This is a genomic window from Aestuariimicrobium sp. T2.26MG-19.2B, assembly GCF_950101875.1.
In the GTDB taxonomy this organism is placed as follows: domain Bacteria; phylum Actinomycetota; class Actinomycetes; order Propionibacteriales; family Propionibacteriaceae; genus Aestuariimicrobium; species Aestuariimicrobium kwangyangense.
Genome location: NZ_CATNLW010000002.1, coordinates 312989 through 339886, shown reverse-complemented (window position 1 = coordinate 339886; position 26898 = coordinate 312989). Strand labels below are relative to the sequence as shown.

The 26898-nt window shown below is 69.2% G+C and carries 29 protein-coding genes; 12 read left to right on the top strand and 17 right to left on the bottom strand.

Annotated features, from left to right (window positions below; genetic code table 11):
- Window positions 1-25 precede the first annotated feature (25 nt).
- Together QQZ11_RS11415 and lepB are read left to right on the top strand one after the other, a co-directional pair.
- Window positions 26-595: a DUF6448 family protein gene (locus tag QQZ11_RS11415; protein ID WP_284550495.1), complete on the top strand. Its 570-nt coding sequence runs from the start codon at window positions 26-28 to the stop codon at window positions 593-595.
- A complete protein-coding gene (lepB, locus tag QQZ11_RS11410) occupies window positions 588-1025 on the top strand; it encodes a signal peptidase I (protein ID WP_284550494.1) in 438 nt (145 codons plus the stop codon). Before QQZ11_RS11415 ends, lepB begins: the two co-directional genes overlap by 8 nt.
- On the opposite strand, the gene QQZ11_RS11405 is transcribed toward lepB, so the two are convergent.
- Window positions 1022-1198 (bottom strand): hypothetical protein, encoded by a 177-nt coding sequence (locus QQZ11_RS11405; protein WP_284550493.1) that lies wholly within the window; start codon window positions 1196-1198, stop codon window positions 1022-1024. The genes lepB and QQZ11_RS11405 overlap by 4 nt on opposite strands.
- 47 nt (window positions 1199-1245) lie before the next feature.
- Window positions 1246-1632 carry a YciI family protein gene (locus QQZ11_RS11400; RefSeq protein WP_284550492.1) on the bottom strand — a complete coding sequence of 129 codons (387 nt, stop codon included), beginning with the start codon at window positions 1630-1632 and terminating at the stop codon, window positions 1246-1248.
- Window positions 1633-1806: 174 nt separating this feature from the next.
- Between QQZ11_RS11400 and QQZ11_RS11395 the strand changes: the two genes are divergently transcribed.
- The 3 genes from QQZ11_RS11395 (at window position 1807) to QQZ11_RS11385 (ending at window position 5156) form a co-directional block, all read left to right on the top strand.
- On the top strand, window positions 1807-3183 hold the full coding sequence (locus QQZ11_RS11395; protein ID WP_284550491.1) for an FAD-dependent oxidoreductase: 1377 nt from the start codon (window positions 1807-1809) through the stop codon (window positions 3181-3183).
- A gap of 67 nt (window positions 3184-3250) precedes the next feature.
- Entirely contained in the window at window positions 3251-4282 is a 1032-nt protein-coding gene (locus QQZ11_RS11390) for an aldo/keto reductase (protein ID WP_284550490.1), read from the top strand.
- A gap of 112 nt (window positions 4283-4394) precedes the next feature.
- Window positions 4395-5156: a DUF4118 domain-containing protein gene (locus QQZ11_RS11385; RefSeq protein ID WP_284550489.1), complete on the top strand. Its 762-nt coding sequence runs from the start codon at window positions 4395-4397 to the stop codon at window positions 5154-5156.
- Here the strand turns inward: QQZ11_RS11385 and QQZ11_RS11380 are convergent.
- A complete protein-coding gene (locus QQZ11_RS11380) occupies window positions 5153-6616 on the bottom strand; it encodes an MFS transporter (protein ID WP_284550488.1) in 1464 nt (487 codons plus the stop codon). The genes QQZ11_RS11385 and QQZ11_RS11380 overlap by 4 nt on opposite strands.
- A gap of 406 nt (window positions 6617-7022) precedes the next feature.
- Between QQZ11_RS11380 and QQZ11_RS11375 the strand changes: the two genes are divergently transcribed.
- Entirely contained in the window at window positions 7023-7637 is a 615-nt protein-coding gene (locus tag QQZ11_RS11375) for a Dps family protein (protein ID WP_022910232.1), read from the top strand.
- Between the two features lie 6 nt (window positions 7638-7643).
- Here QQZ11_RS11375 and QQZ11_RS11370 read toward each other — a convergent pair whose 3' ends face one another.
- The 6 genes from QQZ11_RS11370 to QQZ11_RS11345 all read right to left on the bottom strand — a co-directional run bounded on the left by QQZ11_RS11370 (window position 7644) and on the right by QQZ11_RS11345 (window position 12279).
- Complete coding sequence (locus tag QQZ11_RS11370) at window positions 7644-8447, bottom strand: DNA-formamidopyrimidine glycosylase family protein (protein WP_284550487.1); 804 nt, start codon at window positions 8445-8447, stop codon at window positions 7644-7646.
- A 3-nt stretch (window positions 8448-8450) separates the two neighbouring features.
- Window positions 8451-9398: an ABC transporter substrate-binding protein gene (locus QQZ11_RS11365; protein WP_284550486.1), complete on the bottom strand. Its 948-nt coding sequence runs from the start codon at window positions 9396-9398 to the stop codon at window positions 8451-8453.
- Window positions 9395-10072 (bottom strand): ABC transporter permease, encoded by a 678-nt coding sequence (locus tag QQZ11_RS11360; protein WP_022910229.1) that lies wholly within the window; start codon window positions 10070-10072, stop codon window positions 9395-9397. Before QQZ11_RS11360 ends, QQZ11_RS11365 begins: the two co-directional genes overlap by 4 nt.
- Window positions 10069-10704: an ABC transporter permease gene (locus tag QQZ11_RS11355; RefSeq protein ID WP_022910228.1), complete on the bottom strand. Its 636-nt coding sequence runs from the start codon at window positions 10702-10704 to the stop codon at window positions 10069-10071. The genes QQZ11_RS11360 and QQZ11_RS11355 overlap by 4 nt, the downstream gene beginning before the upstream one ends.
- Window positions 10701-11519 (bottom strand): ABC transporter ATP-binding protein, encoded by an 819-nt coding sequence (locus QQZ11_RS11350; protein ID WP_022910227.1) that lies wholly within the window; start codon window positions 11517-11519, stop codon window positions 10701-10703. Before QQZ11_RS11350 ends, QQZ11_RS11355 begins: the two co-directional genes overlap by 4 nt.
- Before the next feature lie 109 nt (window positions 11520-11628).
- Window positions 11629-12279, bottom strand: coding sequence for an alpha/beta hydrolase (locus QQZ11_RS11345; RefSeq protein WP_284550485.1), 651 nt, complete (start codon window positions 12277-12279; stop codon window positions 11629-11631).
- Between the two features lie 118 nt (window positions 12280-12397).
- On the opposite strand from QQZ11_RS11345, the gene QQZ11_RS11340 reads away from it, so the two are divergent.
- Window positions 12398-13726 carry an HNH endonuclease signature motif containing protein gene (locus QQZ11_RS11340; RefSeq protein ID WP_284550484.1) on the top strand — a complete coding sequence of 443 codons (1329 nt, stop codon included), beginning with the start codon at window positions 12398-12400 and terminating at the stop codon, window positions 13724-13726.
- An 8-nt stretch (window positions 13727-13734) separates the two neighbouring features.
- Here the strand turns inward: QQZ11_RS11340 and QQZ11_RS11335 are convergent, their stop codons facing one another.
- The 4 genes from QQZ11_RS11335 to hglS are packed head-to-tail and all read right to left on the bottom strand — an operon-like array spanning window position 13735 to window position 18020.
- Entirely contained in the window at window positions 13735-14865 is a 1131-nt protein-coding gene (locus tag QQZ11_RS11335) for a DNA glycosylase AlkZ-like family protein (RefSeq protein WP_284550483.1), read from the bottom strand.
- Window positions 14858-15028: a hypothetical protein gene (locus QQZ11_RS11330; protein ID WP_284550482.1), complete on the bottom strand. Its 171-nt coding sequence runs from the start codon at window positions 15026-15028 to the stop codon at window positions 14858-14860. Before QQZ11_RS11330 ends, QQZ11_RS11335 begins: the two co-directional genes overlap by 8 nt.
- A gap of 40 nt (window positions 15029-15068) precedes the next feature.
- A complete protein-coding gene (locus tag QQZ11_RS11325) occupies window positions 15069-16568 on the bottom strand; it encodes an aldehyde dehydrogenase family protein (RefSeq protein WP_284550481.1) in 1500 nt (499 codons plus the stop codon).
- The gene (hglS, locus tag QQZ11_RS11320) at window positions 16569-18020 is read right to left on the bottom strand and encodes a 2-oxoadipate dioxygenase/decarboxylase (RefSeq protein WP_284550480.1); all 1452 of its coding nucleotides are present in this window, start codon (window positions 18018-18020) and stop codon (window positions 16569-16571) included. It lies immediately after the preceding gene.
- Between the two features lie 110 nt (window positions 18021-18130).
- Here hglS and QQZ11_RS11315 point away from each other — a divergent pair, with 110 nt between their 5' ends.
- Window positions 18131-19273, top strand: a complete 1143-nt coding sequence (locus QQZ11_RS11315; protein ID WP_284550479.1) for a hypothetical protein — start codon at window positions 18131-18133, stop codon at window positions 19271-19273.
- Here the strand turns inward: QQZ11_RS11315 and lat are convergent.
- Together lat and QQZ11_RS11305 are read right to left on the bottom strand one after the other, a co-directional pair.
- A complete protein-coding gene (lat, locus tag QQZ11_RS11310) occupies window positions 19254-20561 on the bottom strand; it encodes an L-lysine 6-transaminase (protein WP_284550478.1) in 1308 nt (435 codons plus the stop codon). The genes QQZ11_RS11315 and lat overlap by 20 nt on opposite strands.
- A gap of 86 nt (window positions 20562-20647) precedes the next feature.
- The gene (locus QQZ11_RS11305) at window positions 20648-20875 is read right to left on the bottom strand and encodes a DUF6767 domain-containing protein (protein ID WP_284550477.1); all 228 of its coding nucleotides are present in this window, start codon (window positions 20873-20875) and stop codon (window positions 20648-20650) included.
- Between the two features lie 81 nt (window positions 20876-20956).
- On the opposite strand from QQZ11_RS11305, the gene QQZ11_RS11300 reads away from it, so the two are divergent.
- The gene (locus QQZ11_RS11300) at window positions 20957-21604 is read left to right on the top strand and encodes an HAD family hydrolase (RefSeq protein ID WP_284550476.1); all 648 of its coding nucleotides are present in this window, start codon (window positions 20957-20959) and stop codon (window positions 21602-21604) included.
- Between the two features lie 19 nt (window positions 21605-21623).
- Here the strand turns inward: QQZ11_RS11300 and QQZ11_RS11295 are convergent, their stop codons facing one another.
- Both QQZ11_RS11295 and QQZ11_RS11290 read right to left on the bottom strand, forming a co-directional pair.
- Window positions 21624-22097, bottom strand: a complete 474-nt coding sequence (locus QQZ11_RS11295; protein ID WP_022910216.1) for a heme-binding protein — start codon at window positions 22095-22097, stop codon at window positions 21624-21626.
- The gene (locus QQZ11_RS11290; RefSeq protein ID WP_284550475.1) at window positions 22094-23146 is read right to left on the bottom strand and encodes a Gfo/Idh/MocA family protein; all 1053 of its coding nucleotides are present in this window, start codon (window positions 23144-23146) and stop codon (window positions 22094-22096) included. Before QQZ11_RS11290 ends, QQZ11_RS11295 begins: the two co-directional genes overlap by 4 nt.
- Window positions 23147-23233: 87 nt before the next feature.
- Here QQZ11_RS11290 and QQZ11_RS11285 point away from each other — a divergent pair, with 87 nt between their 5' ends.
- From QQZ11_RS11285 to QQZ11_RS11275, 3 genes are read left to right on the top strand one after another with little or no spacing between them, the layout of a single operon-like run.
- On the top strand, window positions 23234-24286 hold the full coding sequence (locus tag QQZ11_RS11285; RefSeq protein WP_284550474.1) for a LacI family DNA-binding transcriptional regulator: 1053 nt from the start codon (window positions 23234-23236) through the stop codon (window positions 24284-24286).
- Window positions 24283-26289 carry a GMC family oxidoreductase gene (locus QQZ11_RS11280; protein WP_284550473.1) on the top strand — a complete coding sequence of 669 codons (2007 nt, stop codon included), beginning with the start codon at window positions 24283-24285 and terminating at the stop codon, window positions 26287-26289. Before QQZ11_RS11285 ends, QQZ11_RS11280 begins: the two co-directional genes overlap by 4 nt.
- A gap of 56 nt (window positions 26290-26345) precedes the next feature.
- Entirely contained in the window at window positions 26346-26837 is a 492-nt protein-coding gene (locus tag QQZ11_RS11275) for an aminoacyl-tRNA deacylase (protein WP_026377964.1), read from the top strand.
- The last annotated feature ends 61 nt before the right edge of the window (window positions 26838-26898 follow it).

Below are 26898 nucleotides of genomic sequence, written 5' to 3'. Positions count from 1 at the left end.
GCAACCACAACCATGGAGGACTGACATGTTCCAGCTGATCAAGCGCTTGTTCGCACTCATCCCGCAGGTCGAGGCGCACTGCGACACGGCCGATGGCCCGGCGGTCACTGACGGCCGCCGCGCACTCGAGAGCGGCAACCTCAACCACGCGCTCAAGTGGATCCCCGCCGATGGCGAGACCGAACTGAGGCACGTCTTCGAGCAAGCGGTGGTCGTCCGCTCGCTCGGTGCGGAGGCCAAGGAGGTGGCCGACCGCCTCTTCCTCGAGACCTTGGTGCGGATCCACCGGATGGCCGAAGGTGTCGGCTTCACCGGTATCCAGGGCCACGGTGCCGCCGTCGAGCCGGTGGTCACGGCGGCCGATCGTGCCCTGGAGACCGGCGACCTCGAACCGCTTCGGCCGCTGGTGCCGGCCGATCGGTTCGACGAGTTGGCACACCGGTTCGAGCACGCCCGCGAGAAGAAGAACTTCGCGGTCGACGACGTGATGGCCGGACGCGACTACATCGCCGCGTACGTCTCCTACTTCAAGTACGCGGAAGGCGAGGACCACCACCACGCCCAACACGCGCACGCCCACGGGCACCATGCCTAGTACGCCCTGGCCCGCCGTCGTGAGGGTGGCGGGACGATCGATGCAGCCCACCCTCGAGCCCGGCGACCTGCTGCTCACGCTGCCGGTCGCCGGGAGGCGGGGTGACCTCGTCGTCCTGCGCCACGAGTCCGGTGCCCGCTATGTGAAGCGCGTGGTGGCCGCCGCGGGGGACGTCGTCGAGCTGGAGGCGGGACGACTGAGGGTCAACGGTCGGGCGATGGACGGACGACCTCCGGGGGCCGGCGCTGTTGTGGCGCGGTGGGAGGTGCCGCCGGGAACCGTCTTCGTCGTCGGTGACAACCAGCTGGTCTCCGACGACTCGAGGACGTGGACGGAGCCGTTCGTGCCCGTGGGGGCGACTCGGCGGGCGGTGCGGCTTCCCACGGGGTGCATGGCGCGTGCGGGCCTCAGGCCTGTTGGCGACGCCTAGCCGGGGGTCTGGCTGGAGGAGTGCCGTGTGCCCTCGGGGTCCTCGGTTCGCTCCAGGGACTCCTCGAGGATGGCCTCCGCCTGGTCCCGGGCTGATTCGCTCCCGACGGCTTGTTCCTCGGGCAGCAGTCCCGCCCGCGTCTCGACATCGCGCTCGTCCGGCTTCTGAGTCATGGTCATTGACGTTAGCCGCTCGGATGGGTGCCAGTGGCTGAACTGGTTCAGCCCTCGAGCATTTCCCTCATCGACTCCTCGGTCTGGAACGGGCGCACCTCGACTGCGCCACCGCATGCCTTCGACCCCTCCGCGGCGAGCGCCAAGGCTTCGTCCAGATCAGCGGCCTCGATCACCCAGAACCCGCCCAGGTACTCCTTCGCCTCGAGGTAGGGACCATCGGTGAACACGGGCGCCTCGCCCCGGCCGTCGACGGTGGTGGCGGTGCTGACCTCGGCGAGGCCGTCAGCGAAGACGAAGTGACCCTCGGCCTGCAACTTGTCGTTGAAGACGCCGGTGTCGGCGAACGACTGCAGCATCTGCTCCTTGGACGGGTAGCCGCCGAACTTGGGACGCTCCGCTGGACCGTAGACCGACAACAGATACCTGGGCATGGTGTTCTCCTCAGTGAGTGGGGTCGTGGCCCCGGGATGTGACGGCCAGGACGACCGTTCACCTCGTCCACGAACGAGGTTGCCCGATTTCGACGAGCTCGGTGGTCCGCAGTGATGGCACCTTGCTTCCCCACCCTGCACCCTGGCCTCGGACCATGGGGCAACAATGGCCGCATGGAGCAGATCAAGGTCGAGGTGTTGGTCATCGGCTGGGGGAAGGGTGGCAAGACCCTGGCCGGGGTTCTCGGCCGGGGCGGCCGCCGGGTTGCGGTGGTGGAACGCTCGCAGCACATGTACGGGGGCGGCTGCATCAACATCGCCTGCGTTCCCACCAAGGCGCTCGTCCACAGCGCCGAGAACCGACGCGAGACCGACGACGCTCAGCGGTGGTTCGACCGATCCGTGGCCAGTCGCGACGCATTGACCGCCAAACTGCGGGCCCGCAACCACGCCATGCTGGCCGAGGTCGACACCGTCACCCTGATCGATGGCGAAGCCCGGTTCGTCGGCCCGAACCAGGTGGAGGTGACCGCGGGCGCCGACCGGCTCGCCGTCCGCGCCGAGACCATCATCATCAACACCGGAAGCGTGCCCGGCCGACCATCGCTGCCGGGGGCCACCGGGCCCAAGGTGCACGACTCCGAGACCTTGCAGCACGTCCGCCCGCTCCCGCGACGGTTGCTGGTCGTCGGAGCCGGCTACGTCGGGCTCGAGTTCGCCGGTATGTTCGCCCACTTCGGTTCGCACGTGACCGTCGTGGCCCGCGGGGAGCGCGTCCTGCCCCCCGAAGAGCCCGAGGTGGCGACCGCCGTGCAGGCCATGTTGGGCGAGTCCTCCGTGGACTTCCTGGTGGCAACCGAGGTCGAGCGCATCGACGACACCGGCGACGAGGCGGTGGTGACCCTCACCACAGCAGACGGCTCGCGACAGGTGGGCGTCGATGCGGTCCTGTTCGCCACCGGACGACGACCCGCCACCGATGCGCTCGACCTGGCAGCCGCTGGCATCGAGTCGGACGACCGCGGGTTCGTCGTCGTGGACGAGCACCTGCGCACGTCGGTGCCCGGAGTGTTCGCCGTCGGCGACGTCAACGGTGGTCCGCAGTTCACCTACATCTCCTTGGACGACCACCGCATCGTCCTCGACCAGCTGACGGGCACCGGCACCCGCGCAACCTCTGATCGGGTGGCGGTGCCATCGACCATGTTCCTCACCCCGCCCGTCTCACGCGTCGGCATGACGTTGGCCCAGGCCAAGGCCGAGGGTCGGGACGTGCTGGTCGCCACGAAGAACATCGCCGACATTGCGGCGATGCCGCGACCGAAGATCGTGGGGGAGACCCACGGTCTGATCACGGTGGTGGTCGATGCGGCCACCGACCTGGTGCTGGGAGCGACCGTGTTCTCCGTCGACTCCCAGGAGGTGATCAACCTGCTCGCGCTGGCCATGCGTGCGGGGGTCACCGCGAGTGCCCTACGCGACGGCATCTGGACCCACCCTTCGAGCACCGAAGCGCTCAACGAAGTGCTCGGAGCGCTCCATCCCGCCTGATCAACCCACCTGACCAAGGGGGACGGTGCGAGGATCGAACCGCACACATTGATCAGAGGAGATCCGCATGCAGTACCGCAATCTGGGTGACACCGGGGTCCAGGTCAGCACCCTGTGCCTGGGCACGATGATGTTCGGTGGCGTCAACAATGGCGACCGCGACGACTGCGTGCGCATCATTCACACCGCCCTCGACTCGGGCATCAACTTCGTCGACACCGCCGACGTCTATTCCCAGGGCGAGTCCGAGGAGATCGTGGGCCAGGCGCTCAAGGGCCGCCGCGACGACGTGGTGCTGGCCACCAAGTTCCAGGGGGCGATGGGTGACGAGCGGAACCGCCGCGGGGCCTCCCGGCGCTGGATCGTGCGCTCGGTCGAGGACTCGCTGCGCCGACTGGGCACCGACCACATCGACCTCTACCAGCTGCACCGGCCCAACCCCGACACCAACATCGAGGAGACCCTGGGCGCGTTGGACGACCTCGTGCGTCAGGGCAAGGTGCTCTATGTCGGGCACTCCGCCTTCCAGGCCAGCCAGATCGTCGAGGCACAGTGGGCGGCCCGCGACCGCGGCACGGTGCGTCCGGTCTGCGAGCAACTCTCGTATTCGCTGTTGGTGCGTCTGCCCGAGGTGGACGTGCTGCCCACCACCCTGCGCCACCACATGGGAGTGATCTGCTACTCACCGTTGGCCGGTGGTTGGCTGAGCGGGAAGTGGCGCAAGGACGCCGAGGCACCCACCCCGTCGGCCGGTCGCTGCGCCAGTGGTGTCTTCAACCGGCGCTACAACCTGGACGAACCGGCCAACGCCGGCAAGCTCGAGGCCGCCGACGCCCTGGCCTCGTTGGCCGAGGACAACGGCATGACCCTGGTCGAACTGGCGATCGCGTTCGTGGTCAACCACCCTGCAGTGACCAGCGCCATCATCGGCCCGCGCACCATGGAGCAACTCACCACCCAGGTGCCCGCGGCAGACCTGACCCTGTCGGCAGAAGTGCTCGACCGGATCGACGAGATCGTGGCACCGGGGACGACGCCGAACCCGTTCGACAGCGCGTACGTCAACCCTGCACTGCAGCCGGAGGCCCTTCGCCGCTGACACGAGCCGGCTCGCCATCATCGGGAATCGGCCGCGAGGCGTTCCCACTCCGGCCCGAGGGGCGCAGACTTGGAGCAGGGACCCTGTTCAGAGTCTCGGGGGAGCGATGGTCATGAACGGACGCGTGTCGATGTGGCCCGCCACCACGTGGTGGCGACCGGCGGTGCGGGTGACTGCGGTCGTGGCACCCCTGCTCACGGCGATGCTGCTCTCCACGATCAGGGACCGGGTGACGGCTGCCACGGCGGTGCTCGCCTTGGTCGTCTGGGTGGTGGCAGCAGCCGCCACCGGCGACCGGGTGGCGGGAGTGTTGGCAGCGGTGTCGTCCGGGGCCTGGTACGACTTCTTCCTGACCGCCCCGCACCTGCGGTTCACCATCGCCAAGGCCGACGACATCGAGGCAACCACCCTGCTTGTCCTGATCAGTCTGGTCGTCGGGGAGGTGGCACTGTGGGGCTACCGGCAACAGCGACGTGCCTCCGAACAGGCGGGCTACCTCGAGGGAGTGCTGGGCGCTACACGAGCCGTCGCCGCCGGCAGCGCCGAACCTGACGCCCTCGTGGAGGTCGTGGCACGCCAGATCGGCACCATCCTCGTCGCGGACGGCTGCCGCTACGTCGATGGCCCCGTGGGTGACAGCCGGATCGCCGTGCTCGACCATGACGGTGGGCTGACCCGCAACGGGGAGCCGGTCGACGTGGACGCTGCCGGACTGCCCGACGACGAGTACGTCGCCGTCCCCGTGCACCTCGGCAACAGGGTGGTGGGCCACTTCCTGCTCACGGCCACCTCCCGACCGAGCTATCCCACGCTCGAACAGCGCCGGGTGGCGGGGCTGCTGGCAGACCAGGTGGCGACCGTTCGCCCTGTCTAGGCGGTTGTTTGCGCTCGGGGTCTGATCCGCAGGCTGTTGAGCGCAGCCAGCAGGATCAGGGCCGCCGCGATCCCCAGACTGAGGCGCAGACCCGTCACCATGTGGTCCGGCTCGGCGATCAGGGCCCCGAAGACGGCGATCGCGACGGCACCGCCGACCTGGCGGAAGGTGTTGAACACGGCGCTGGCAGTGCCTGCGCGGTGCGCGGGCACCCCCTCGAGCACCACGCTGGTGACCGAGGGCATCGCCAATGCCCCGCCTGCTCCGATCGGGATCATGCAGATTGACATGAGCCACGGCAGGCCAAGTGGGGCCGTGATGAGTTGGGCGACGAGTCCGACGACCATGGCGAGCAGCCCGCCGACGACCGGAAGTCGAGCCCCGTACCGGTTGGTGACCAGCCCGCTGACGAGGTTGGACACGATCGAGAAGAAGGCGGGGGGAAGGAAGACCAGCCCGGCTTGCAGGGGACTGAGCCCCAGATGCTGCTGCAGGAACAACGCCATCACGAAGACGTTCCCGAAGTTCCCGACCATGAACGCGAACCCGACTGGCAGCGCCAGCCGGAACCCGTGGACGGTGAACAGGTCGAGGGGCATCATGGGGTGGGGGACTTTGGCCTGCACCGCCACGAACCCCACCAAGGACGCCGCCGCGACCAGCAGGGTGATCACCACCGATCGGCTGCCGAAGCCCGCGTGCCCGCCTTCGATCAGTCCGTGCACGAGGGCGGCCAGCCCGATGACCCCCAACGCCTGACCGGGCCAGTCGAACGGCTGCGAGACCTTCGGTGAGGCGCCCACCCGGGCCAGCAACCCCAGCATGACGACGCAGACGGGCAGGTTGATGGTGAACACCCAACGCCAGTCGAAGGTGGTGAGCAACCCACCCAGCGGTTGGCCGACGAGCCCCGCCACGGCGCCCCCGACGGCCCAGACCCCCAACGCCCTGGCCCGTCGAGCGGGATCGGGAAACGCCTCACGAACCAGAGCCATCGAGGCGGGCAACATGATCGCCGCGCCCGCGCCCTGCGCCGAGCGGGCCGCGATCAGCACGGCCGTGCTGGGGGCCAGCGCACAGGCCGCCGAGGTGACCGTGAACAGGCTGATGCCGAGGGCCAGGGCCCGTTTGGCTCCCACCCGATCGGTCAGGTTGCCCGCGAACAGCAGCAGCGCGGCGAACACCAAGGTGTAGCCATCGATGATCCACTGCTGGCCGGTGATGTCACCACCCAGTTCTGAGCGGATGCGGGCGAGGGCGACGTTGACGATGGAGATGTCGAGGGTGATCAGGAAGAACCCCAGGGAGGCGATGGTGATGACGACACCGGCATGGGGCCGGTTCGGCAGGCCGTCCTCGCTGGCCAGGTCGTGGTCGTCCAACAGCCCTTCGCCGGCCAGTGAGTCGACCCCCTCCACCAGTTCGCCGGCGGTGCGCGGGGGATGGTCGGGTGCTCTCATGAGGCTCACCCTAGGGTCGTCGGTGGTCGGTGTGGGAGGCACCGCGAGTGCCACCCCGACGACGACAACAGGGTGGTTGGACAATCCCTACTCACACCCACCTCCCGACCTAGCCATCCCACGCTCGACAGCGCCGGGTGGCGGGGCTGCTAGCCGGCCAAGTCGCTGCGGCTCATCCCTGAGGGCTGTGGGCGGTCTGGCGTAGCGATCCAGATCCGTCCTGTGGCGGCAGATGTGGTTCGTGCTGGGCAACATCTGGAAGTGGGGCACGGGTTTGGATCGCGAGTCGAGTTCGAGTCGGTGGATCGGCGGTGGGATCGCATGCCGACAGCCCGCGCCCACCCCAAAGGGCAGAGCCCCTCCCACTTCCTGACAAGGGGTCTCAAGCGTGGGTAGCCTCGAGATCATGGCTACCAAGAAGAGCCCGTCCACGTCGGGCGGCAAGCAGAGCACCTCCACCAACGCCTCGTTCACGGTTCCCGGTGTCGACCTGGCCCAGGGCCAGGAACTGGCTCAGAAGCTGCAGCTGCGCCTGCACGCGCTGAACGACCTGCAGCTGACCCTCAAGCACGCGCACTGGAATGTGCTCGGGCCCAAGTTCATCGGTGTGCACGAAATGCTCGACCCGCAGGTCGACGCGGTCCGCGCCATGGTCGACGTGGTCGCCGAGCGCATGGCCGCCATGGGCATCTCTCCCAACGGCTGCCCCGGCGCCCTGGTCGAGGCCCGCACCTGGAACGACTACCCGATCGGACGTGCGCAGGCCGCGGAGCACCTGGGCGCGCTCGCGGTCGTCTACAGCGGAGTGATCGAGGGCCACCGGGAACTGATGGACGAGTCCGAGGACATCGACCTGGTCACCCAGGACATGCTGATCGCGCAGGTCGCGGAGCTGGAGAAGTTCCAGTGGTTCATCCGCGCCCATCTCGAGGACGACAACGGCAAGCTCGCCACCGACGGTGACAGCAGCGCCACCCAGGCGGCAGCCGATGCGCTGGCCGCCGACCGCAAGATCGACTGACACCCCTCAGTCACGACCAGGCACCGGTTGGCAGCGGGGGCAGAAGTACAGCTCCCGCTGCTCCGGTGCCTCACCGATGCTGGCCTTGGTCAACGGTGTGGCGCAGCGCGGACAGGGTCGTCCGGGTTTGCCGTAGATGTAGAGCGGGTCGCGCCAGTCGCCGGTGGACACCGACCCTTGGAAGCGCAGGGTGCCGGTCAGCAGCCGATGGGCCCGCGCCACGACCGCCGCCAGAGCCGCGTCGTTGAGACTGCCCACGGGCAGCCACGGGCTGACCTTCTCGAGGAAACAGATCTCGGCGTCCCACATGGTGCCGATCCCGGCCAGGTTGGACTGGTCGAGCAGGGCTGCACCCAGGGGTCGATCGGGTCGCTCCCGAAGCCGTCGGAGGGCTTCCTCGGCGTCCCAGTCCTCGCCGAGCAGGTCGGGCCCGAGGTGACCCACCAATTCGTGTTCCCGGTCGGTGGGGACGAGGTCGACCATGCCCAGTTTTCGTCCGGTGGCGAGGCTCTCGGCAGTGCCGACCAGCACCCTGATCGACGGGTCTGACGCGAAACCGCGTGGCCGGGCGCGTCCGACCGGGCCGACGGCCCACCGGCCGTCCATGCGCAGGTGGGTGTGCAGGGTCCACCCGTCGTCCAGCCGGTGCAGCACGTGTTTGCCGCGGGGGACGACCTCGAGGGTGGTTCGTCCGCGCTTGTCGGAGGCGCCGAGACGACCCCAGCGCAGTTCCCAGGCGGTGATGGGGCGGCGGGCCAGCGCGTCGTGCAGTCGACGCGCGGCCCGCCACACCGCATCACCTTCGGGCACGGGTCAGCCCAGCTTCTTCTCGGCCAGCCAGTCCTTGGCGATGGTCGCCGCGGGCAGTTCCTCCTTGACGGAGCGTCCGTTCATCTTGATCAGGTCTTCGGGGGTCATGGCGGCCGAGACCTTGTTGATGACCGCGGCGGCTGCGTCGTCCACGTTCTTGCTGGCCAGCGGCACCACGTGCGAGGCCAGGAACAGCCCCTTGGTGTCCTTGAGCGAGACCAGACCGTTGGCGGCGATGGTCGGGTCGGCGGTGTAGATGATGGCGAGCTGGATGTCGTTGTCCTTCAGCGCCTTGACCGTGAGGGGGCCGCCACCGTCCTCGATGGGCTTGAAGCCCACCTTGACGCCGTAGGTCGCCTCGAGCCCCTTGGGGCCGTTGGGCCGCGACTCACCCTCGGAGTTGCCGCCCATGGTCATCGGGACGGTCACCTTCTTGAAGTCGTCGATCGTGGTCAGACCCCACTTGTCGGCGAACTCCTTGGTCACGGTGTAGGAGTCCTGGTCGGTGGCCGGTGACTGGTCGAGCACCCGCAGCCCGTTCTTGGTCGACTTCTTGAGTTCGGCGTACACGTCGTCGGCCAGGCGTGCCTTGGTGTCCTTGACCCAGTACTGCAGCAGCGGGCCGGAGTACTCCGGGAACAGGTCGATCTTGCCTGCCTCGATCTCGGGCAGGTAGACCTCGCGCTGCCCGATCTTGAACTGCCGCTTCACCTTGTGGCCAGCCTTCTCGAGGGCCTGCGCGTAGGTCTCCGCGACGATCTCGTTGGAGTAGTAGTCCTGGGAGCCGATCACGATGGTCGCGCCGCCGGCCGAACCACCGGACGACGGTGCGCTGCTCGTGGTGCCCTCGGTGAGCGGGTCGGAGGAGCCGCAGCCGGCGAGGGCGACTACCCCCGCCAGCGCGAGGAGGGAGCGCCGGGGCACCGGGGTGATGAACGGGATTCCGGTCATGGGAGGTTCCTTTCGGGATGTGCGACCCGGTTGGTCGCGAGTCGCTGGCAGGAGGCCAGCACGAGTTCGAGCACGAGGGTGAGGACGACCACCAACAGGGCCCCGCCGAGCATCTGGGGGTAGTCGCGGGTCTTGAGGCCGGCGAACAGGTAGCGGCCGAGGCCGGTGTCGCTGGTGTAGGCGGCGAGGGTGGCGGTGGCGACCACCTGCAGGGTGGCCGAGCGCAGCCCGCCGATGATGACGGGCAGCGCCAACGGTAGTTCGACCGAGCGGATCACCTGTGCAGGTGTCATCCCGATCGCCTTGGCGGCTTGGGGAATGGTGGCGTCGATGTTCTCGATGCCGGCGTAGGCCCCTGCCAGCAGCGAGGGGATGGCCAGCACCACGAGGGCGAGCACGGGGGCGGACAGGCCGATGCCGAGCCAGAGCCCGAACAGGGTGAGCAGCCCCAGGGTGGGGATCGCGCGGGCGCCGCCGGTGATCGCCCCGATCATCCCTGACCCGCGGCGGGTGTGGCCCACCAGCACCCCGGCCGGCCACGCGATGGCTGCGGCGATCACCAGGGTCAGCAGCGTGATTCCCAGGTGCTGCAGCACCCGGGTGGGGATGCCCGAGGAGCCCTGCCAGTGGGTTCCGTCACCGAGCCAGGCCAGTGCCTGGGCGAACAGGTTCATGCGCTCACCCGCCAGGGGGTGAGCAGTCGTCCGGCCAGCAACAACAGTCCGTCGAGCACCAGGGCGAGCAGCACGGTCACCACGACCCCGGTCAGCACCTCACCGGCGATGCCCCGCTGGAACCCGTCGGTGAGCAGGTTGCCCAGGCTCGAGACGCCGATCAGTGCACCGATGGTGACCAGCCCGATGGTCGAGACGGTGACCACGCGGATGCCCGACAACAGCACGGGCAGCGCCATCGGCAGGTCCACGCGCCAGAGCAGGCTTCGTGGCGAGCAGCCGATCGCGACCGCAGCGTCGCGGGTGTGGGTGTCGACCGATGCGAAGGCGTCCGCGGCCGTGCGCACCAGCAGGGCGACACCGTAGATGCTGAGCGCGATGACCATGGTGGCCGACGACCTCAGCGGGGTGCCGAACACGGCCGGGATGATGATCAGCAGCGGTAGGGCGGGAATGGCGTACATCAGCGAGGCGGCCCCCAACAGGGGTGAACCCCAGCGCGGACGGCGGTGCGCCAGTCGTCCGATGGGGACGGCCACCAGCACGCTGATCACGATGGCGGGCACGCTGAGCAGCAGGTGGTCGACGGTGAGGTCAACGACCTGGGTCCAGTTGAGCCGCAACCAGTTCATGCGCCGTCCCGCATGACGCCCACCGGTCGTCCCTGACCGTCGACGACGACGAGTCGTCCGTCGACCCGGGTCGTGGTGAGGGACCGTTCCGAGCGGTCGGCACCGATGAAGTGTCGGACGAAGTCGTCGGCCGGGTGGGCGAGGATCTGCTCCGGCGTGCCCTGCTGGGCGATCTGGCCCCGCTCGCGCAGCACGACCACCTCGTCGCCGAGTCGGAAGGCCTCGTCGATGTCGTGGGTGACGAACAGGATGGTCTTGCCGAGATCGGCCTGCAGTCGCAGCAGTTCGTCCTGCAGATCGCGGCGCACGATCGGGTCGACGGCACCGAAGGGTTCGTCCATCAGCAGGATGTTGGGGTCGGATGCCAGCGCCCGGGCGACGCCCACGCGTTGTTGCTGGCCGCCGGAGAGTTGGGCCGGGTAGCGCTTGGCCACCTCGGACGACAACCCGACCCGCTCGAGCAGTCCCAGGGCGTCATGATGGGCCTGGCGACGGCTGGTGCCGTTGAGCACGGGCACGGTCGCGATGTTGTCGACCACGGTGCGGTGGGGGAGCAGGCCTCCTTGTTGGAGGACGTAGCCGATCCGTCGGCGCAGCTTCACCGGGTCGCCCTCGCGGACATCCACGTCATCGATCAGCACCCGGCCCGAGGTCGGGTCGACCATCCGGTTGACCATGCGCATGAGGGTCGTCTTGCCCGAACCGGACGAGCCGACCAGCACCACCGTGCGGTGGGACGGGACGACGAGCGTGAAGTCCTCGACCGCGACGGACCCGCGGGCGTACACCTTCGAGACCTGCTCGAACTGGATCACGGGGGTCCTTCCGTGGGCGGGAGTGCGGTCAGTGTATGCATCGATGCAATGGGCACAGCGGACGTTCGCCGTGAGTGGGTGAGGGTGTGATGGGCACCCGCCGGGCACCTCAGGCGCGTGTGCGCGCCAGTTGTCGCTGCAGGAAGGCGACCACGTCTTCCAGTTCCGGTTCGATGATGGTGTGCCCCATCGGGTAGTCGTGCAGTTCGAGGTCGAGGTGGTCGGGTGCCCAGTCGAGGGTGGCGCGGGTCTTCTCGGCGGTGATCACCTGGTCGGCGGTGCCGAAGGCGACGAATCCCGGCAGTCTGCGAGCGGCCAGGGCCGCGTCGTTCTCGCCGCCGCCGTTGTAGACGAAGCCCGAGAGCGCGACCACGTAGGCGAACCGGTCGATGTCGGTGCGTACCAACTGGAGGGCCGTCGCGGCACCTTGGGAGAAGCCGAGCACACCCACGGACTCGAAGTGCTCTGGGCGCGCGTCGAGCCAGTCGAGGATGCCTGCGACGGAGGCGGAGATCTTGCTGGTGTCGGTCGAGTGATCGGGGGTGACGTCGAACCACGAGCGGCCGCCGTTGGGCCACGGCAGGGGTCCGGGCAAGGAGGCCACCGTGAGCTGGGTCGGGAGGTACGGTGCCAGACCGATCAGGTCGTGCTCGTTGCTGCCGACACCGTGCAACATCAGCAGCAGGTGGGAGCCTTGTCGTCCGCCCTCGGCGTCTCGCCACTGGACTGCTGAGTCATCGATGCGGTGCGTGTTCGCCATGGGAGTCCTTTCGTCACAACCGTGGGCACAACGCGTGACAGGTTCACATTCTTCCCCAAGCGGAGGGATCCGTACGCGTGTTCGAAAAAATGTCTGAGGGGTTTCGTAGCGTGGTCGCATGGCGGAGTTCGACGGGTTGAGCGATGGGCAGGCGTGGGCTGCCCGAACGGGTCGCGCCTCGGCCCTGGCCGGTGTGCTGTGTCAGGCACAAGCCGATCTGGTCGCGTTCACGGTCGAACTGCTGGCGTCATCGGGATGGGCCGGAGACGGTGTCCGCTCTCCGGAACACTGGCTGCAGGTCTACACCGGGCTCGGGGTCGGCCAGTGTCGTGACCTGGTGCGAGTGGCTGAGCGAGCCCCCGACCTCGGCGCCGTGGTGGCCCGGATGGAGACCGGCGCCGTCACCCTCGACCAAGCGGCGGTGATCGCCCGCCACCTGCCGGCCGAGACCCCCGAGGAGGTGGTCGACCAGGTCGCCCACCTCGCCGAGGCGACCACCACCACGCAACTGGCCAGGGTGGTCGCCCACTACCACTTCGACCGCGAGCAGCCGCTACACGAGGAACCGCGCGACAAGCCCGAACACCGTCCAGCGACCCTGTCACTGCACCAACGGGACGGCCGGTTCGTGCTCCGTTACGAGTGCACTCCGACCGACGGCGTTCTCGCGGAGCAGGCCGTCCGGGAGGCCAAGGACGCCCTGTTCACCAGCGGCCAGACGGGAGCCACCCTGGCGGACGGACTGCGCGAGGTGTGCACACGATCCCTGTCGGCCGTGAGCGGCGTCGAGCGACGTGAGACGTACCGGGTGTTGATCCACCTGGACGTCGACGACCACGCCTGGGTGAATCGCCGAGGGGCGCTGCCGGCGAACCTGGCCCGGCACGTCACCTGTGACGGGACGATCACTCCCGTGTGGGAACGAGACGGCGTCCCGGTGGCGGTCGGTCGGGGACAGCGGATCGTGCCCCGCCGGACCCGTCGGTTGATCGAGGACCGTGACCGCGGCTGCCGCTTCCCGGGATGCCCGGTCACCGGCTTCCTGGAGAACCACCACATCGTCCACTGGCGAGATGGCGGTCCGACTGATCCGCAGAACCTGGTCAGCCTGTGTCCGCACCACCACCGCGCCCATCATCAGGGCGAGTTCACGATCGCTGGTAGCCCCACCACCGCAGATGGGCTCACCTTCACCACCCCTGGGGGACACACCATCGGACGCCCCGCCCCACCGAGCCCAGCAGCGGACGGAGGCGTCGCTCCGACCGTGGCCGCCCACCTGCGCGCACACTGGCCCGACCGACCACAGGTGGCCAGGAGCCCCTTCCGTGGAGAACGTCTTTCCTGGGGCTCGATCAACTTCGACGGCTCGAACCACGACCCCCGCATCCACCGCGTGCGCCGACCACGGCGAACCCGAGTCCCGGAGCCGCACCGACGTGAGTGAGGTGGGCCTCACTCGAACTCGATGAGCAGCCCGAGCATGCGGGCCAGCGCCTCCAGTTCCCGCTCGACGTCATCGACGGTCCCCGGGGCCCAGGGCTCGTCACGGTGCACGGCGTGCACCCTCAGGAATCCACCGCGGCGATCGGCTTCGGCGTCGACCTTGCCGACCAGACGATCGCCGTGCAGCACGGGAAGCGCGAAGTAGCCCCACCGTCTGCTCGCGGCCGGCTTGTACATCTCGAGGGTGTAGTCGAACTCGAACAACTCGGCCATCCGCCGTCGGTCGAAGATGAGCCGGTCCAGTGGCGAGAGCAGCGCGGTTCGTCCACTGAAGGACTCACTGAGATCGTCGATGACGGGGACGAGGTCGGGGGACAGACGCCAGCGACCGCGGACTCCCTCGACGAGGGCCTCCACCCCGATCTCACCGACGTCATTGGGCTCGCCGGGAACCTTGGCCGACGTGGCCCGGAGCAGTCCCATCGAGCCGAGCCGACGTTCCGCCTGCAGGCGGGGCGCATCGTCGAGAGCGACGGGCGACACCTCGGGGTAGATGCGTTCGGCCAGGTCCCAGACGCGTTCACGGCCTTCCCGGTGTGAAACCGCCACCTGACCGGCCTCCTCGAGACGCTCGAGCATCATCTGCACGTTCTTGCCTGAGTTCCAGCCCGAGGAGCGCCACGGCCTGACGAACCCGTCCTGCGGCAGTTGACCGGACCGAAGCGGTCCCTCTGAGCGCAGGGTCTGAAGGATGTCATCCCGGGCCCGGGCATTGGCGTCCAGCCACCGGGCGCTGGCGACCTGCCAGTCGGCGGCGTGCGGGCCCGGCCATGCGTCCATCTGGGCCCGGAACAGCGCGAAGTCGTCGGCAGGCCTGAGGAACCCGTGGATCTCGACGAGTTCCCTCCGCTCGAGGGCCAGCCCCAACTGCTCCGTGTCGAACCCGTCGCCCAGCCGGCTCCAGAGCACCAACTCGACGTTGGGGGCGACATGACTGGTCAGGTCCACCTGGACGGCGGCCAGCCTGTCCACCGTGTCTACGACGCCCGACGGGCGACGTGCGGTCAGGCATTGGGCGGTGAGCGCGATCCGACGAGCCTGGGCCGCTGACAGATGCAAGGGGGTGGGTGACTCAGCCACCTGCGCCCTCCCGATCGGACGAAGCCGTGATCAGGTCGAGGTCTCGGACGCAGAAGCGGTGGTGCCACCATGTCTCGTCCAGCACCACGCCGAGACACTCACCGACCGTGCGTCCGTTCGCGTAGGGCGGCCAGCCACCAGACCGGTCCATGAATCTGGTCACGCGCCGGACGCTACCGCCGCAGGCGGGTCACGGGTGACCCTCAGCCGAAGTCCACACCCTGGGCAAGGGCGACGTGGCCCGAGTAGTTGATGGTGGCGGTCTGGCGGCGCATGTACCCCCGCCAGGCATCCGACCCCGATTCCCGGCCACCCCCGGTCTGCTTCTCGCCGCCGAATGCGCCACCGATCTCGGCCCCCGAAGTGGCCACGTTGACGTTGGCGATACCGGTGTCGGCCGCGGCGAGGTAGCGCTCGGCCTCCGCCTGATCGCGGGTGAAGATGCCCCCAGACAGGCCTTGCGGTACCGCGTTGTGCAGCGTGATGGCCTCGTCCAGGGCGTCCCAGGTCAGCACGTACAGGATCGGGGCGAACGTCTCGGTCAGCACCACCCCGGTCTGCTCCGGAAGCCGGACGAGTGCCGGCCTGACCCACACCCCGCCCATGCCGGTGTCGACCCGTTCGCCACCGGTGACGGCGCCACCTTGGTTCCGGGCGGCCTCGAGTGCGCTCGACATCTGGTCGGCGGCATGTTCGTTGATCAGCGGGCCCACCAGGGTGTGCTCGTCGAACGGGTCGCCGACGGGAAGCGAGGCAAACGCGCGTTCGAGCCTGCGGCAGACCTCATCGGCGACCGAGTTGTGCACGAGCAGCCTGCGCTGGGTGGTGCAGCGCTGACCGGCGGTGCCGGCAGCAGCGAACACCATCGAGCTGACTGCCAGGTCGAGGTCGGCACTGGCAGTGACGATGACGGCGTTGTTCCCGCCGAGCTCGAGCAGCGAACGCCCGAACCGGGCCGCGACCCGGGGACCCACCTGCTGACCCATCCTGGTGGACCCGGTGGCACTCACCAGCGCCACCCGCGGATCGTCCACCAGCAGCTCGCCCACCGACCGGTCGCCCAGCAGCAGGCGGTGCACGTCGGGGGAGTGACCTTCCTCGACCAGTGCGCGCTCCACCAGGGCCGAACAGGCCAGTGCACACAGGCTGGTCAGTTCGCTGGGCTTCCAGACGACGGTGTTCCCGCAGACCAGGGCGACAGCGGTGTTCCACGACCAGACGGCGACCGGGAAGTTGAAGGCCGAGATGACGCCGACCACCCCCACGGGGTACCAGGTCTCCTGCAGCCGGTGCCCGACCCGTTCCGAGGGCATCGTCCGACCGAACAGTTGCCGCGAGAGCCCGACGGCGAGATCACAGATGTCGACCATCTCCTGCACCTCACCGAGCGCCTCGGAGCGGATCTTGCCCGCCTCGATGGTGACGAGGTCGGCGAGGTGTTCCTGGTGCTCGCTGATCAGCCTGCCCAGACGCTTCACGACCCGCCCCCGCACGGGGGCGGGCACCTCCCGCCAGCCGCTGAAGGCGGCGGACGCTCGTCCGATCTCGGCGGCCGGATCGCCGCCCGGGGGCAGCGGGAACAGATCGGTACCGCTGATGGGGGAGCGGGCGCTCATGGGCGAGTCGGACATCTCCGGGAGCGAGACACCGACGGCGGTCAAGGCTCGGCGGGCGCGGTCGACGAGGTCGTCGTGGCTGGTCATTCAGGCTCCTGGGGTGTCGGTTCGGCGCTGCTCGGTTGGGGGCTGCTGGGTTGGGGGTCGGGCGATTCGGACGCGGTCCTGTCCCAGGTCGTGCGCGCACGTGGCCAGGGAGGCGGCACGCTGTTGTTCGTAGAGGACGAACGGATCGCCCAGGTCGCGACCCAGGGCCTCGGCCATCCAACCCTCGTCGCGGAGACTCCCCTCGGCGGCGGTGTCACTGGTGCCCGCGTCGTCGAGGTTCGAGGCGAAGATGCCCGCGGCCGAGCGCGGCAGGAAGTCCTCGTAGACGATCGGCGTCGCCTCGAGCCAACCCCCGTCGAGCAGGGAATCGAGGTCGGCGGGCGGTTCACCGGCGGGACGATCAGCGCTCAGCCGGTACTCGAAGAACCCCAGTCCCAGCCGGTCCAGGTCGGCCTCGGTGGTGGGGAGCGACTGCCAGGCCGCGAGTTTCGCCTCGTCCCGCTCGGCACCCCGGGCCACCCGCTCGTCGACCTCGACCACCAGCCGATCGTAGAGGTCACGCCCCGCACGGGTGAGGGCGATGCCGCGCTGTTCGACCTCACCGAAGCGCACGCTGAGGTGACCCTCCACCACCGACCCGTCCGCCTCGCGGAAGCGTCGTGGTTCGGCCAACGCCTTGAACGAGGTTTGCCGCAGCAGCACGTCGGGTCCGTGCCAGCGTGGTGGCCCCTGGATCTCGTCGATCATGGTGATGCCCCGCTCGGTCATCTGCCGGTAGAGGTCGTCGATGTCGAGCACCCTCGGCGTGAGGTGGTTGATGTGGGTCGAGGTGACACCGCCGATGTCGGCGGCCACCCCCGAGATCCGCGCCAGCCGTTCGTACCAGGCGCGGTCCACCGGTTCGGTCGACAGCTCGAAGCAGGCCGTGGCCCGGCGTAGGAACTCCTCGGCGTCTCCCTCGTCGAGACCGCCCTCCCGCTCGGCCCGTTGGGCCAGGGCGATGACCACGTCGGGGAACAGTTCCCGCCGTGCGAGAAAGGCGTCCAGTTCGGATTGCAGGTCGGCGTCGAAGTAGCGCCGGTCGTCGGTGACCAGCACCGACGTGAACACCCGGAACGGGTTGATCGCCAACGCTTCACGGCTGGTCGGCCGAAAGGCAGTCGACACGATCGGCAGGCTGGTGCTCTGTGAGCCCCGCAGGTCGTAGAACCCGACCGGCGACATGCCCAGCGCAGCGAAGATGGTCGCCACCCTCGCCAACTCGCGGGCGGTACCGACCCGGATGGCGCCATGGCGCTCAGCGGTCACCCGGTCGATCCGTCCCAAGCGCTGGGCGCGGGCCGGATCTGCCGCGAGCGCATCGCTGTTCACCTGCGTCGAGACCTCGACCAAGGTGGTGTAGGCGGGCACCTCGTTGCCGTACATGGACGACAGCGACCGGGCGAACGCCGCCCTCAGTCGATGGGTCTCGACGAACCCTGAGCCAGTCATGAAACACCTTCCCGCGACGCTTTCGGCCGCTGCCCCAGCACCCGTGCGGGGCTACCTGTCGTGAGCTCTTTCACACCGCTGAACCATGCCCCCGGGGGTATCATTGGTTCATGTACCAGAGTGGCACTTCGGGCCGCATCGTGGCGGCCCTCGTCTCCGAGGGAATCCTCGACACAGCCCGTGCCGAGGCCGCCCTCACCGTGGTCGAGCGCTCGCTCGCGACTACGCCCGTGCCGGCCGCCACTCCCGCCGCCGCCGACTCCGTGAACACCAAACAGGTGACCACCAACCCTGGGGAGGGGGCGCTCGCCGCTCCTCCATCCGTCCCACCCGCGGGCAGTGGTCGCCCGCGTCTGTCGGAGGTCGCAGGTTATGCCGGCGCAGCCCTCGTGGTCGCCTCCATCGTGTTGCTGGGAGCCCAGTACTGGGGTGAGATCGAACCGCTGCCCCGTAGCATCATCATCCTGGCCATCGCCGCAGTGCTGCTCGTCGGGGCGGCCCTCACCACCCGGATCGCCGGGGGCTCCTGGAACAGCGGACGACGCCTCGCCCTTCGTCCTCGCTACTTCGTCAGCACGTTGACGTTGGCGGCTGCCGTCGGCGTCGGACTGGCCGTGGGCAGCTACCTGTTCACCACCCGGTACCACCCTCCCGAGAACTACGACATGCACAACGTGTCGATGACCTGGGGTGTCTCGTTGGCCCTGGTGGTGCTGCTGGTGGCCTATCTGGTGGTCCCGAGCATCGTGGTGCACCTGGGCCTGGCGATCGCCGTGTTCAACCTGATCGTCACCACCTGGCTGGGCGAGGGTCGCGGTGCAGAACTGTGGCGCAGCCTGGCCATCCTGGTGGTCGGTGCCACGTGGCTCGTGCTGGCCGAACTGCACCGGTGGCGCGAGGTGACCCTGGGCAGGGCCGTCGGGTCGGTGTACCTGCTCGCCGGTGCGCAGTTCCTGCTCAGCCAGGAGAACCCCGGATGGGCCCACGCCATGACCTTCGCGATCGCGTTGGTGCTGTTCGGGTTGTACTGGTGGCGCGGTGACTGGCCCTTCCTCGCCGTCGGGGTGGTGGCTCTGACCGTCTCGGTCACCGAGGCACTGGTCGAGTGGACCGAGGGATCGCTGGGAGCCGGTGGGGCGGTGCTGATCGCCGGGCTGACGTTGCTGGCCTCGTCCGGTGGTGCCATCCTGCTGCGGCGCCGCCGCGAACATCACGACGGGCAGCCCCCGCTGATCAGTCATCCCATCGGGTGAGCGCGTGGTCGAGCGCGTCACAGGCTCGGTCGATGGACCCGCGGGTGACGGTCAACGGCGGCCGCACCCGCAGGGACCGTTCACCACAGCCCAGCATGATCACGTGGTCACGCAACAGGTCGCCCAGCAAGGCGTCCCGCACGACCCGGTCGGGCAGGGTGATGGCGCACATCAGTCCCAGTCCGCGCGCGTTCGAGGCTGCCGGATGGCGTTCGCACAGCTCGGTCAGGCGTGACAACAGGTGGTCGCCCTCGATGGCGGCGTTGTCCATCAGGGCCTCCGACTCGATCACCTCGAGGATGCGTCGGCTGCGCACCATGTCGGTGAGGTTGCCGCCCCACGTGGAGTTGATCCGGCTGGGGACGCGGAACACGTTGTCGGGCACCTCGTCGACCCGGCCGCCGGACATCAGCCCGCAGACCTGCAGTTTCTTGCCGAAGCTGACCACGTCGGGTTGCACGTCGAGCACCTGGTAGGCCCACGGCTTGCCCGTCATGCCGCCCCCGGTCTGCACCTCGTCAAGCACGAACAACGCATCGTTGGCGTGGCAGAGGTCGCGCATGGCACGCAGGAACTGCGGCCTGAAGTGGTGGTCACCCCCCTCGGCCTGGATGGGCTCGGCGATGAAGCAGGCGATGTCGTGGGGGTGGGCGGCGAAGGCCTGCTCGGCCTCGGCCAGGGTGTGTGCCTCGACGCGGTCCATGTCGCGCCCCTCGGACAGGTACGGCGACGACAGCCGCGGCCAGTCGAACTTCGGGTAGCGGGCGACCTTGCCGGGCTCGGTGTTGGTCAGGCTCATGGTGTAGCCGGAGCGTCCATGGAAGGCGTCGCGCAGGTGCAGCACCCGGGTGCCCAACTCGGGGGAGCGACCCTGCGACTCGTTGTGTCGTGACTTCCAGTCGAAGCACACCTTCAACGCGTTCTCCACGGCGGCGGCCCCACCCTCGATGAAGAAGTAGTGGGGCAGGGCCGGATCGCCCATGACCCGGGCGAAGGTGTCGACGAACCGGGCCATCGCCTCGGTGTAGACGTCGGAGTTCGACGGCTTGTTCATCGCGGCGTCGAGCAGTTCCTCGCGGAAGGTGGCGTCGTCCACCAGCATCGGGTGGTTCATGCCCAGCGCGCTCGAGGCGAAGAAGGTGAACATGTCGAGGTACTGCTCACCCGTGGCCTGGTCGACGAGGGTGGTGCCGTGCGAGGCCTTCAGGTCGAGCACCAGCGGCAGTCCGTCCACGAGCAGGTGGGCGCCCAGCCGTGAGCGTACATCTTCGGCGGAATCTGTCCTCATGACGTGACACTAGCCGCGATCAAGGGATCGCGCCTGAGATATCGCTGTGAGGCTGCGAAAGTGGTCCAAAACCTGTCGTGGGCGGTTCAGCTGGCGTGGCGTGCGGCCCGGCGGTACTCGGCCAACTGGTCCTTCAGCTCCGGGTCGTCCATCACCAGCCAGACGAGGCCGCAGTCCTGGGGACCCGTGGCACCCGGCACGCACAGGGAGCAACGGTCGCCAGGTCGCAGGGGGCACATGGGCTGGACGAACGACTTCTGGAGGGCGGGCCTGCCTGTACCCGGGTTGTGGGGCTCACGCACGTCGGTCGTCATCGGGTCATCTCCTCGCGACCATGATCTCAGGGCGCCCTCACCTGCCCGGCGGCGGGGTGGCCCTTGACTACGGTGACAGCCATGACTGCGCGCTGGCCCCACGTCCTGTTCGATCTCGACGGCACCCTCGCCAACACCATCCCGATGATCCTGGCGTCGTACCGGTGGACGATCGAGCACTTCGGCCTGGAGCCGGCCGACGACGCCACCATCCAGTCCTGGATCGGTCGCACCCTGATCGACATGTTCACCGAACTGGCCGGACCAGAGCGAGCCCCCGACCTGGTCACGGCCTACCGCGGCTGGCAGTACGAGCACTTCGAGGAGCTGATCCGGCCCTACCCGGGAGTGCTCGAGGTGGTGCACGACCTGGCCGGGGCCGGGGTGGGCATGGCCGTGGTCACCTCGCGCTACCGCGAGAGCGCCGAATGGGCCCTGCGGGTGCTGGGATTCGACGAGCACCTGCACGTCAGCGTCGGGCTGGAGGACTCGACCCGGCACAAACCGCACCCCGAACCCCTGCTCACGGCCTGCAAGACCCTGGGCTTCGACCCGGCGGCGGCGGTGTACGTGGGCGACGCCACCGTGGACCTGCTGGCTGCGGTGGACGCAGGCATGGACGGGCTGGCCGTCACCTGGGGTGCCGGCCTGGCCGACGACCTGCGCGCCCTGCCGAACGCTGCGGTCGTCGACACGGCCGAGCAGTTGTCGGCTGTCCTGCTGGGCTGATCTGTCCTGCTGGGGCGGGTCAGGCCTCGTCCTGCTGGCGGAGCGCCAGCTGCTCGACACCCCACCGGACGAGCTCGTGGTCCTCGTCGGAGGTCAACCCCGAAGCGGTGATCGCCGCCACCACCCCCACTCCGGTCACCCGCACGGGGAATGAACCGCCCCCGGGCGCGTAACCGTGGTCAAGCCACCCGATCTCAACGGGGTCGATGCCCCAGACCCGGAACCGCTCGCCGGCGAGGGCACTCGAGCATTCCAGTCGCAGGGTGACGCGGGCCTTGCGTTCGGCCCAGACCTCTTGGTCGGGGCGGACCCCGGGCAGTGAGGCCCGGAACAGCTGCAGGTTGGCACGGCGGATGTCGACCAGCACCGCCAGCTTGTCCGACAGGGCCCGATCGACGACGAGGCACCCCAGCTGCCAGGCGTCGGCGGCATCGAAGTGCCGCAGCCAGATGACGTCCTGGGCCTCGAGCTCGGCGAGCCGATCACCGTTCATCGGGACGCCGCGGCCGAAGCCAACACCTGACGGCGGGCCTCGTCGAGGGTGGCGATGATCGAGACGATCTCGTCGTGCGGGTGCAGGGGCGACTCGGTGCGCCCCTCGCTGATCATGCGCGCGTAGGCCGACTGTTGCCACGACAGGCCCTCCATGCCGGGTCGGCCGGTGGTGTCGGTGTACTCGCCCCAGGCCTCACCCTCGCGGGAGAGGACCTTCAGCGTGGTCGGGTTGTAGAAGCGCCCGTCGAGTTCGACGCGGGCCTCGGTGCCGACGACGGTCGCCCGGTTGGACGACACGGCGGTGATGCTGGTGGTGAGGGTGGACGGTGCGTCCGTGCCGGCGTGGGTGAGGGCCACGGTCGCCGAGGTGTCGACACCGCTGTCCACTGCCCCCACGGCGGTCACCGAGGTGGGCGCTCCGAACAGCATGGAGGCCAGTTGGGCGGGATAGATGCCGAGGTCGAGCAGGGCTCCACCGCCGAGTTCCGGGCGGAAGAGTCGATGGCCCGGGGTGTGGGGGATCAGCTGGCCGTGGTCGGCGACCACGCTGTGCAGGTCGCCCAGCACACCCTCGGAGACCAGCCGACGGCAGATGTCGGTCTGCGGCAGGTAGCGCGACCACATCGCCTCCGTGACGAACACCCCGGCGGCCCGGGCCGCCTCGACCAGGGTGCGGGCGTCGTCCGGGGTGCAGGTGAAGGGCTTCTCGATGATCACGTGCTTGCCCGCCGCGATGGCTGCCAGGCCCTGCTGCAGGTGCTCACTCTGCGGCGTTGCGATGTAGACCACGTCGACGTCGGGGTCGGCGAACAACTGCTCGTAGGAACCGTGGGCGCGCTCGATGCCGTGGTCCTTGGCGAACACCTCGGCTCGTTCGAGTGAGCGGGATCCGACGGCGACCATCCGCTGTGGGGTGTGGCGCATCGCCCGGGTGAAGATGTCGGCGATCCAGCCGGGACCGAGCAGCCCCCAGCGAAGCGAGGGCTCCTCGGGGGGCTGGGTGAACTCTGGCCCGGGGCTGAGTAACGAGGTGAGCGAGATGGGCATCGGCGTCTCCTGGGGTACGTGGTGATCGCAGCTTAGCTCGTTCCATTGGCACGTGCCAAGAGCGCCATGAAGGCCTAGGCTGGTGGCATGTCCAGCGACCATCCCGGCGTCCTGCCCACCATGAAGGACGTGGCAGACCGGGCCGGTGTCTCGCGGCAGACCGTCTCGTTGGTGATGCGCGGCCAGCCCGGGCCCAGTGACCACTCCCGCGAGCGCGTGCTCGCCGCGGCGAAGCAACTGGGCTACCACGCCAACGCTTCCGCCCGACTGCTCAGGCAACGTCGCACCGGGCTGATCGGGGTGCTCTACACCTCGCACAATGCGTTCGAGTTGCGGGTGGTCGACCGACTGCTGGAGCGGGCAGCCGAGCAGGGTCACCTGGTCGCCCTGGGCCCGGTCACCGAGAAGCGGACGACCGAGGTGGTGGTCACCCAACTCCTGGAACGTCGCGTCGAGGCCCTGGCCTGCTACAACCCCGACCCCGGCTCTGCCGCACTGCGGGCAGCCATCGAGTTGATGCCGGTGGTCTGGCTGGGGGAGCGGACGACCGTTCCCGGGGTCGACGTCGTCCGCACCGATGACGAGAACGGTCTGCAGCTGGTGGTCGACCACCTCGTCGAGCTGGGCCACACCCGCATCACCTACGCCGGCGGGCAACCCGCCGGTGTCGGTTCGGACCGGGCGGCCGCCTACCGCAGTGCGATGGCAGCGGCCGGACTGACCGATCACATCGACGTCGTCGAGGTCGGCTTCGGTGAGGAGGACGGGGCCGCCGCGGCCAGGGTGCTGCTGGCACGCAGCCAACGGCCCACCGCGGTGGTGACAGGTTCCGACCAGTGCGCAGCGGGAGTCCTGGCGGTGCTCGCCCGCGCCGGCGTCTCGGTGCCCGAGGACATCTCGGTCACCGGCTACGACGACAGCGACGTGGCCGCCCGGTCGTACCACCAACTGACCACCGTCCGCCAGGACGTAGACCTCACCGTCGAGGCGATCCTCGACTCCATCACCAGCCGGCTGGACGACCCGACCCGATCGCCGCGGGACGTGGCCACGGTGGCGACGCTGCAGCGGCGCGCCTCGACCGCGGCGCCACACCCCCGAGCCAGCACCCCCACCGCACCGAGGACGGACGAATCGTGAGCACCCTGCACCAGTTGGCCGAACGTCTCTCACCGGGCGTCGACCCGCTCGACGTCGACGCCGTGGCCCAGGCGTGGCAGACAGACCAGCCTGAGCGGTTGGCCGCGGTGCTGCGCCTGGCCGGGGCACCGGACGACGCGTCCGACCACCCAGCCTTCGTCGATGCCGTCGCCCTGGCCGAGCAGGCACGGTGGGCCAATCCCCGCCAACTGCCCGCCGACCAGGTGTCGTCCTGGCGTGAGGTGGGGTTCACCACCGAACCCGCCGACGGGGGAGGCTGGCCCCCGGTGAGTCTGGCCCCGCCCCGCACCACCGCCTTCGGTGACGTGCACGAGGGCTACGACGTGGTCGTCATCGGCTCGGGCATCGGCAGCCTCGCCGCCAAGGTGGCAGCGGAGTCCGGCGCGACGGTGCTGTTGGTCGAGGCGGGCAGCTGGCTCGGTGCCGAGCGGGCTCGTCCGGACGCCTTGCGCAACCAACGGTTCGTCACCGGGCTGGAGACCCCCGCCGGGCCGGAGCTCGCCCCCAACCCGCGGGTCGTGGGGGAGCCGCCCGAGCCGGCGCTCGCCACCGAGGGACGGTGGAGCAACAACGCTTTCACCGTCGGGGGCGGCACCCGCGTGTTCGGCGCCCAGGCATGGCGGTTCAGCCGGGAGGACTTCAGGATGGCGTCCACGTACGGGGTGCCCGAGGGATCGAGCCTGGCTGACTGGCCGGTGAGCGTCGACGACATCGCCCCCTGGTACCTGAGGGTGGAACACGAGTTGGGGGTGAGCGGGTCCCGCGAGGGCAACCGCTTCGCCGGTACCGACGAGCCCTACCCGATGCCCGCGCTGCCGATGAACCACTCGGGTGAGGTGATGGCCGAAGCGGCGGCTCGACTGGGCTGGTCGACCAACCGGGTGCCGCTGCTGATCAACTCCGTCGAACGCGGTGGACGCCCCGCCTGCCGCGCGTGTGGGGCCTGTGTGGGCTTCCCGTGTCGGGCCGAGGCCAAGAACGGCACCCACAACACGGCGCTGCCTCTGGCTCTGGCCACGGGCCTCTGCTCGCTGGTCACGGGCACCCGCGCCGTCCGGATCACGACCCACCACGGTCGGGTCGACGGCGTCGACCTGGTCGACCTCACGACCGGGGCCCGCCGGTGGGTACGCGCCGGGAAGGTGGTGCTCGCCGCGGGGGCGGTCGAGTCGGCCCGGCTGCTCCTGCTCAGCGCGCACGACGGTGAGCCCGACGGTCTCGGCAACGGATCGGACCAGGTGGGACGACACCTCCAGGCCCACCTCTACCCAGGCGCGTTGGGATTGACCGACGAGGTGATCCAGGACGGTGTCGGTCCGGGCCCCACCATCGCCGTGTCGGGGTTCCGCCACGGCAACCCCGGCATCGTCGGGGGCGGCATGCTGGCCAACGACTTCGTCCCCCTGCCCGAGTTCACCATCTCGGTGCTGCAGCGGGCGGGAGTCCTGCCCGACCACGGAGCCGGGGTGCACGCCGGCCTGGCGCGTCACTACCGGCGACACATCATGATCTTCGGCCCCATCCAGGAGGTGACGACCGCCGACGCACGCGTGCGCCTGGCGCACGGGGTGACCGACGCATGGGGGGTCCCGGTGGCACGGCTTTCGGGTCGCCTGCACCGGGAGGACCATCGCACCGCCGCCTTCATGCTCGAGCGTGCCGTCGAGTGGCTCGAGGCCGCCGGGTGTCGTGAGGTGTTCGGACTGCCGTCGGGTGGCACGGGTGTCTCGGGCGGGACGGGTGTGGCAGCGAGCGACCAGGAACTCTCGGGCGGGCCGTCCGTCGGTCAGCACCAGGCGGGCACCTGCCGGATGGGGGACGATCCGGCCACCTCGGTGGTCGACCCGCGCGGACGGGTCTGGGGGCACGAAAACCTCGCCGTCGCCGACACCTCGGTCCACGTGACCAATGGGGCGGTGAACCCCGTGTTGACGGGATTGGCGCTGGGCTGGCGGACGACCGCGTTGTTGATGGCGCACTGAGTTCAAATAGGGGGGACACCGGCGTGCTGCACCTGTGCATCGATTACCGTCCGTGCATGGGCAGGCGAACACACCCTTCCGAGACCCCCGCGACGACGGTGCTGCGACGAGCGGGGGTGTCCTTCGACCCCTTGGTCTACTCGTGGGTCGACCACGGTGGCACCTCGGAGTCGGCCCGACAACTGGGCCTCGACGAGCATGCCGTCATCAAGACCCTGGTGATGCAGGACGAGGAGGCGCAGCCGCTGGTCGTCCTGATGCACGGCGACCGTGAGGTCTCGACCAAGCAGTTGGCCCGCCAGATCGGGTGCAAGTCGGTGACCCCGTGCACACCGGCGATCGCCCAGCGCCACAGCGGCTACCAGATCGGCGGCACCTCCCCGTTCGGGGTGCGCAAGCCGATGCCCGTCTTCGTGGAGTCGACGGTGCTCGACCTCGACGAGATCGCCATCAACGGTGGCCGGCGCGGGTTCCTGGTGAAGATCGACCCCACTGTGCTGACCGACGTGCTGTCGGCGACGCCGGTGCAGGTCGCCAGCCCGGACTGAGCAACCAGCCCACACTGAACCAGCCCACAGTGAACGGGGTTCGCCGTCGCCGGGTCGGTGC

What these genes read in the sequence shown, in the direction of transcription:
- QQZ11_RS11415 (WP_284550495.1), top strand. Translation starts at nt 26, where the DNA reads ATGTTCCAGCTGATCAAGCGCTTGTTCGCACTCATCCCGCAGGTCGAG.
- lepB (WP_284550494.1), top strand. Translation starts at nt 588, where the DNA reads ATGCCTAGTACGCCCTGGCCCGCCGTCGTGAGGGTGGCGGGACGATCG.
- QQZ11_RS11405 (WP_284550493.1), bottom strand. Translation starts at nt 1,198, where the DNA reads ATGACTCAGAAGCCGGACGAGCGCGATGTCGAGACGCGGGCGGGACTG.
- QQZ11_RS11400 (WP_284550492.1), bottom strand. Translation starts at nt 1,632, where the DNA reads ATGCCCAGGTATCTGTTGTCGGTCTACGGTCCAGCGGAGCGTCCCAAG.
- QQZ11_RS11395 (WP_284550491.1), top strand. Translation starts at nt 1,807, where the DNA reads ATGGAGCAGATCAAGGTCGAGGTGTTGGTCATCGGCTGGGGGAAGGGT.
- QQZ11_RS11390 (WP_284550490.1), top strand. Translation starts at nt 3,251, where the DNA reads ATGCAGTACCGCAATCTGGGTGACACCGGGGTCCAGGTCAGCACCCTG.
- QQZ11_RS11385 (WP_284550489.1), top strand. Translation starts at nt 4,395, where the DNA reads ATGAACGGACGCGTGTCGATGTGGCCCGCCACCACGTGGTGGCGACCG.
- QQZ11_RS11380 (WP_284550488.1), bottom strand. Translation starts at nt 6,616, where the DNA reads ATGAGAGCACCCGACCATCCCCCGCGCACCGCCGGCGAACTGGTGGAG.
- QQZ11_RS11375 (WP_022910232.1), top strand. Translation starts at nt 7,023, where the DNA reads ATGGCTACCAAGAAGAGCCCGTCCACGTCGGGCGGCAAGCAGAGCACC.
- QQZ11_RS11365 (WP_284550486.1), bottom strand. Translation starts at nt 9,398, where the DNA reads ATGACCGGAATCCCGTTCATCACCCCGGTGCCCCGGCGCTCCCTCCTC.
- QQZ11_RS11360 (WP_022910229.1), bottom strand. Translation starts at nt 10,072, where the DNA reads ATGAACCTGTTCGCCCAGGCACTGGCCTGGCTCGGTGACGGAACCCAC.
- QQZ11_RS11355 (WP_022910228.1), bottom strand. Translation starts at nt 10,704, where the DNA reads ATGAACTGGTTGCGGCTCAACTGGACCCAGGTCGTTGACCTCACCGTC.
- QQZ11_RS11345 (WP_284550485.1), bottom strand. Translation starts at nt 12,279, where the DNA reads ATGGCGAACACGCACCGCATCGATGACTCAGCAGTCCAGTGGCGAGAC.
- QQZ11_RS11340 (WP_284550484.1), top strand. Translation starts at nt 12,398, where the DNA reads ATGGCGGAGTTCGACGGGTTGAGCGATGGGCAGGCGTGGGCTGCCCGA.
- QQZ11_RS11325 (WP_284550481.1), bottom strand. Translation starts at nt 16,568, where the DNA reads ATGACCAGCCACGACGACCTCGTCGACCGCGCCCGCCGAGCCTTGACC.
- hglS (WP_284550480.1), bottom strand. Translation starts at nt 18,020, where the DNA reads ATGACTGGCTCAGGGTTCGTCGAGACCCATCGACTGAGGGCGGCGTTC.
- QQZ11_RS11315 (WP_284550479.1), top strand. Translation starts at nt 18,131, where the DNA reads ATGTACCAGAGTGGCACTTCGGGCCGCATCGTGGCGGCCCTCGTCTCC.
- lat (WP_284550478.1), bottom strand. Translation starts at nt 20,561, where the DNA reads ATGAGGACAGATTCCGCCGAAGATGTACGCTCACGGCTGGGCGCCCAC.
- QQZ11_RS11305 (WP_284550477.1), bottom strand. Translation starts at nt 20,875, where the DNA reads ATGACGACCGACGTGCGTGAGCCCCACAACCCGGGTACAGGCAGGCCC.
- QQZ11_RS11300 (WP_284550476.1), top strand. Translation starts at nt 20,957, where the DNA reads ATGACTGCGCGCTGGCCCCACGTCCTGTTCGATCTCGACGGCACCCTC.
- QQZ11_RS11295 (WP_022910216.1), bottom strand. Translation starts at nt 22,097, where the DNA reads ATGAACGGTGATCGGCTCGCCGAGCTCGAGGCCCAGGACGTCATCTGG.
- QQZ11_RS11290 (WP_284550475.1), bottom strand. Translation starts at nt 23,146, where the DNA reads ATGCCCATCTCGCTCACCTCGTTACTCAGCCCCGGGCCAGAGTTCACC.
- QQZ11_RS11285 (WP_284550474.1), top strand. Translation starts at nt 23,234, where the DNA reads ATGTCCAGCGACCATCCCGGCGTCCTGCCCACCATGAAGGACGTGGCA.
- QQZ11_RS11275 (WP_026377964.1), top strand. Translation starts at nt 26,346, where the DNA reads ATGGGCAGGCGAACACACCCTTCCGAGACCCCCGCGACGACGGTGCTG.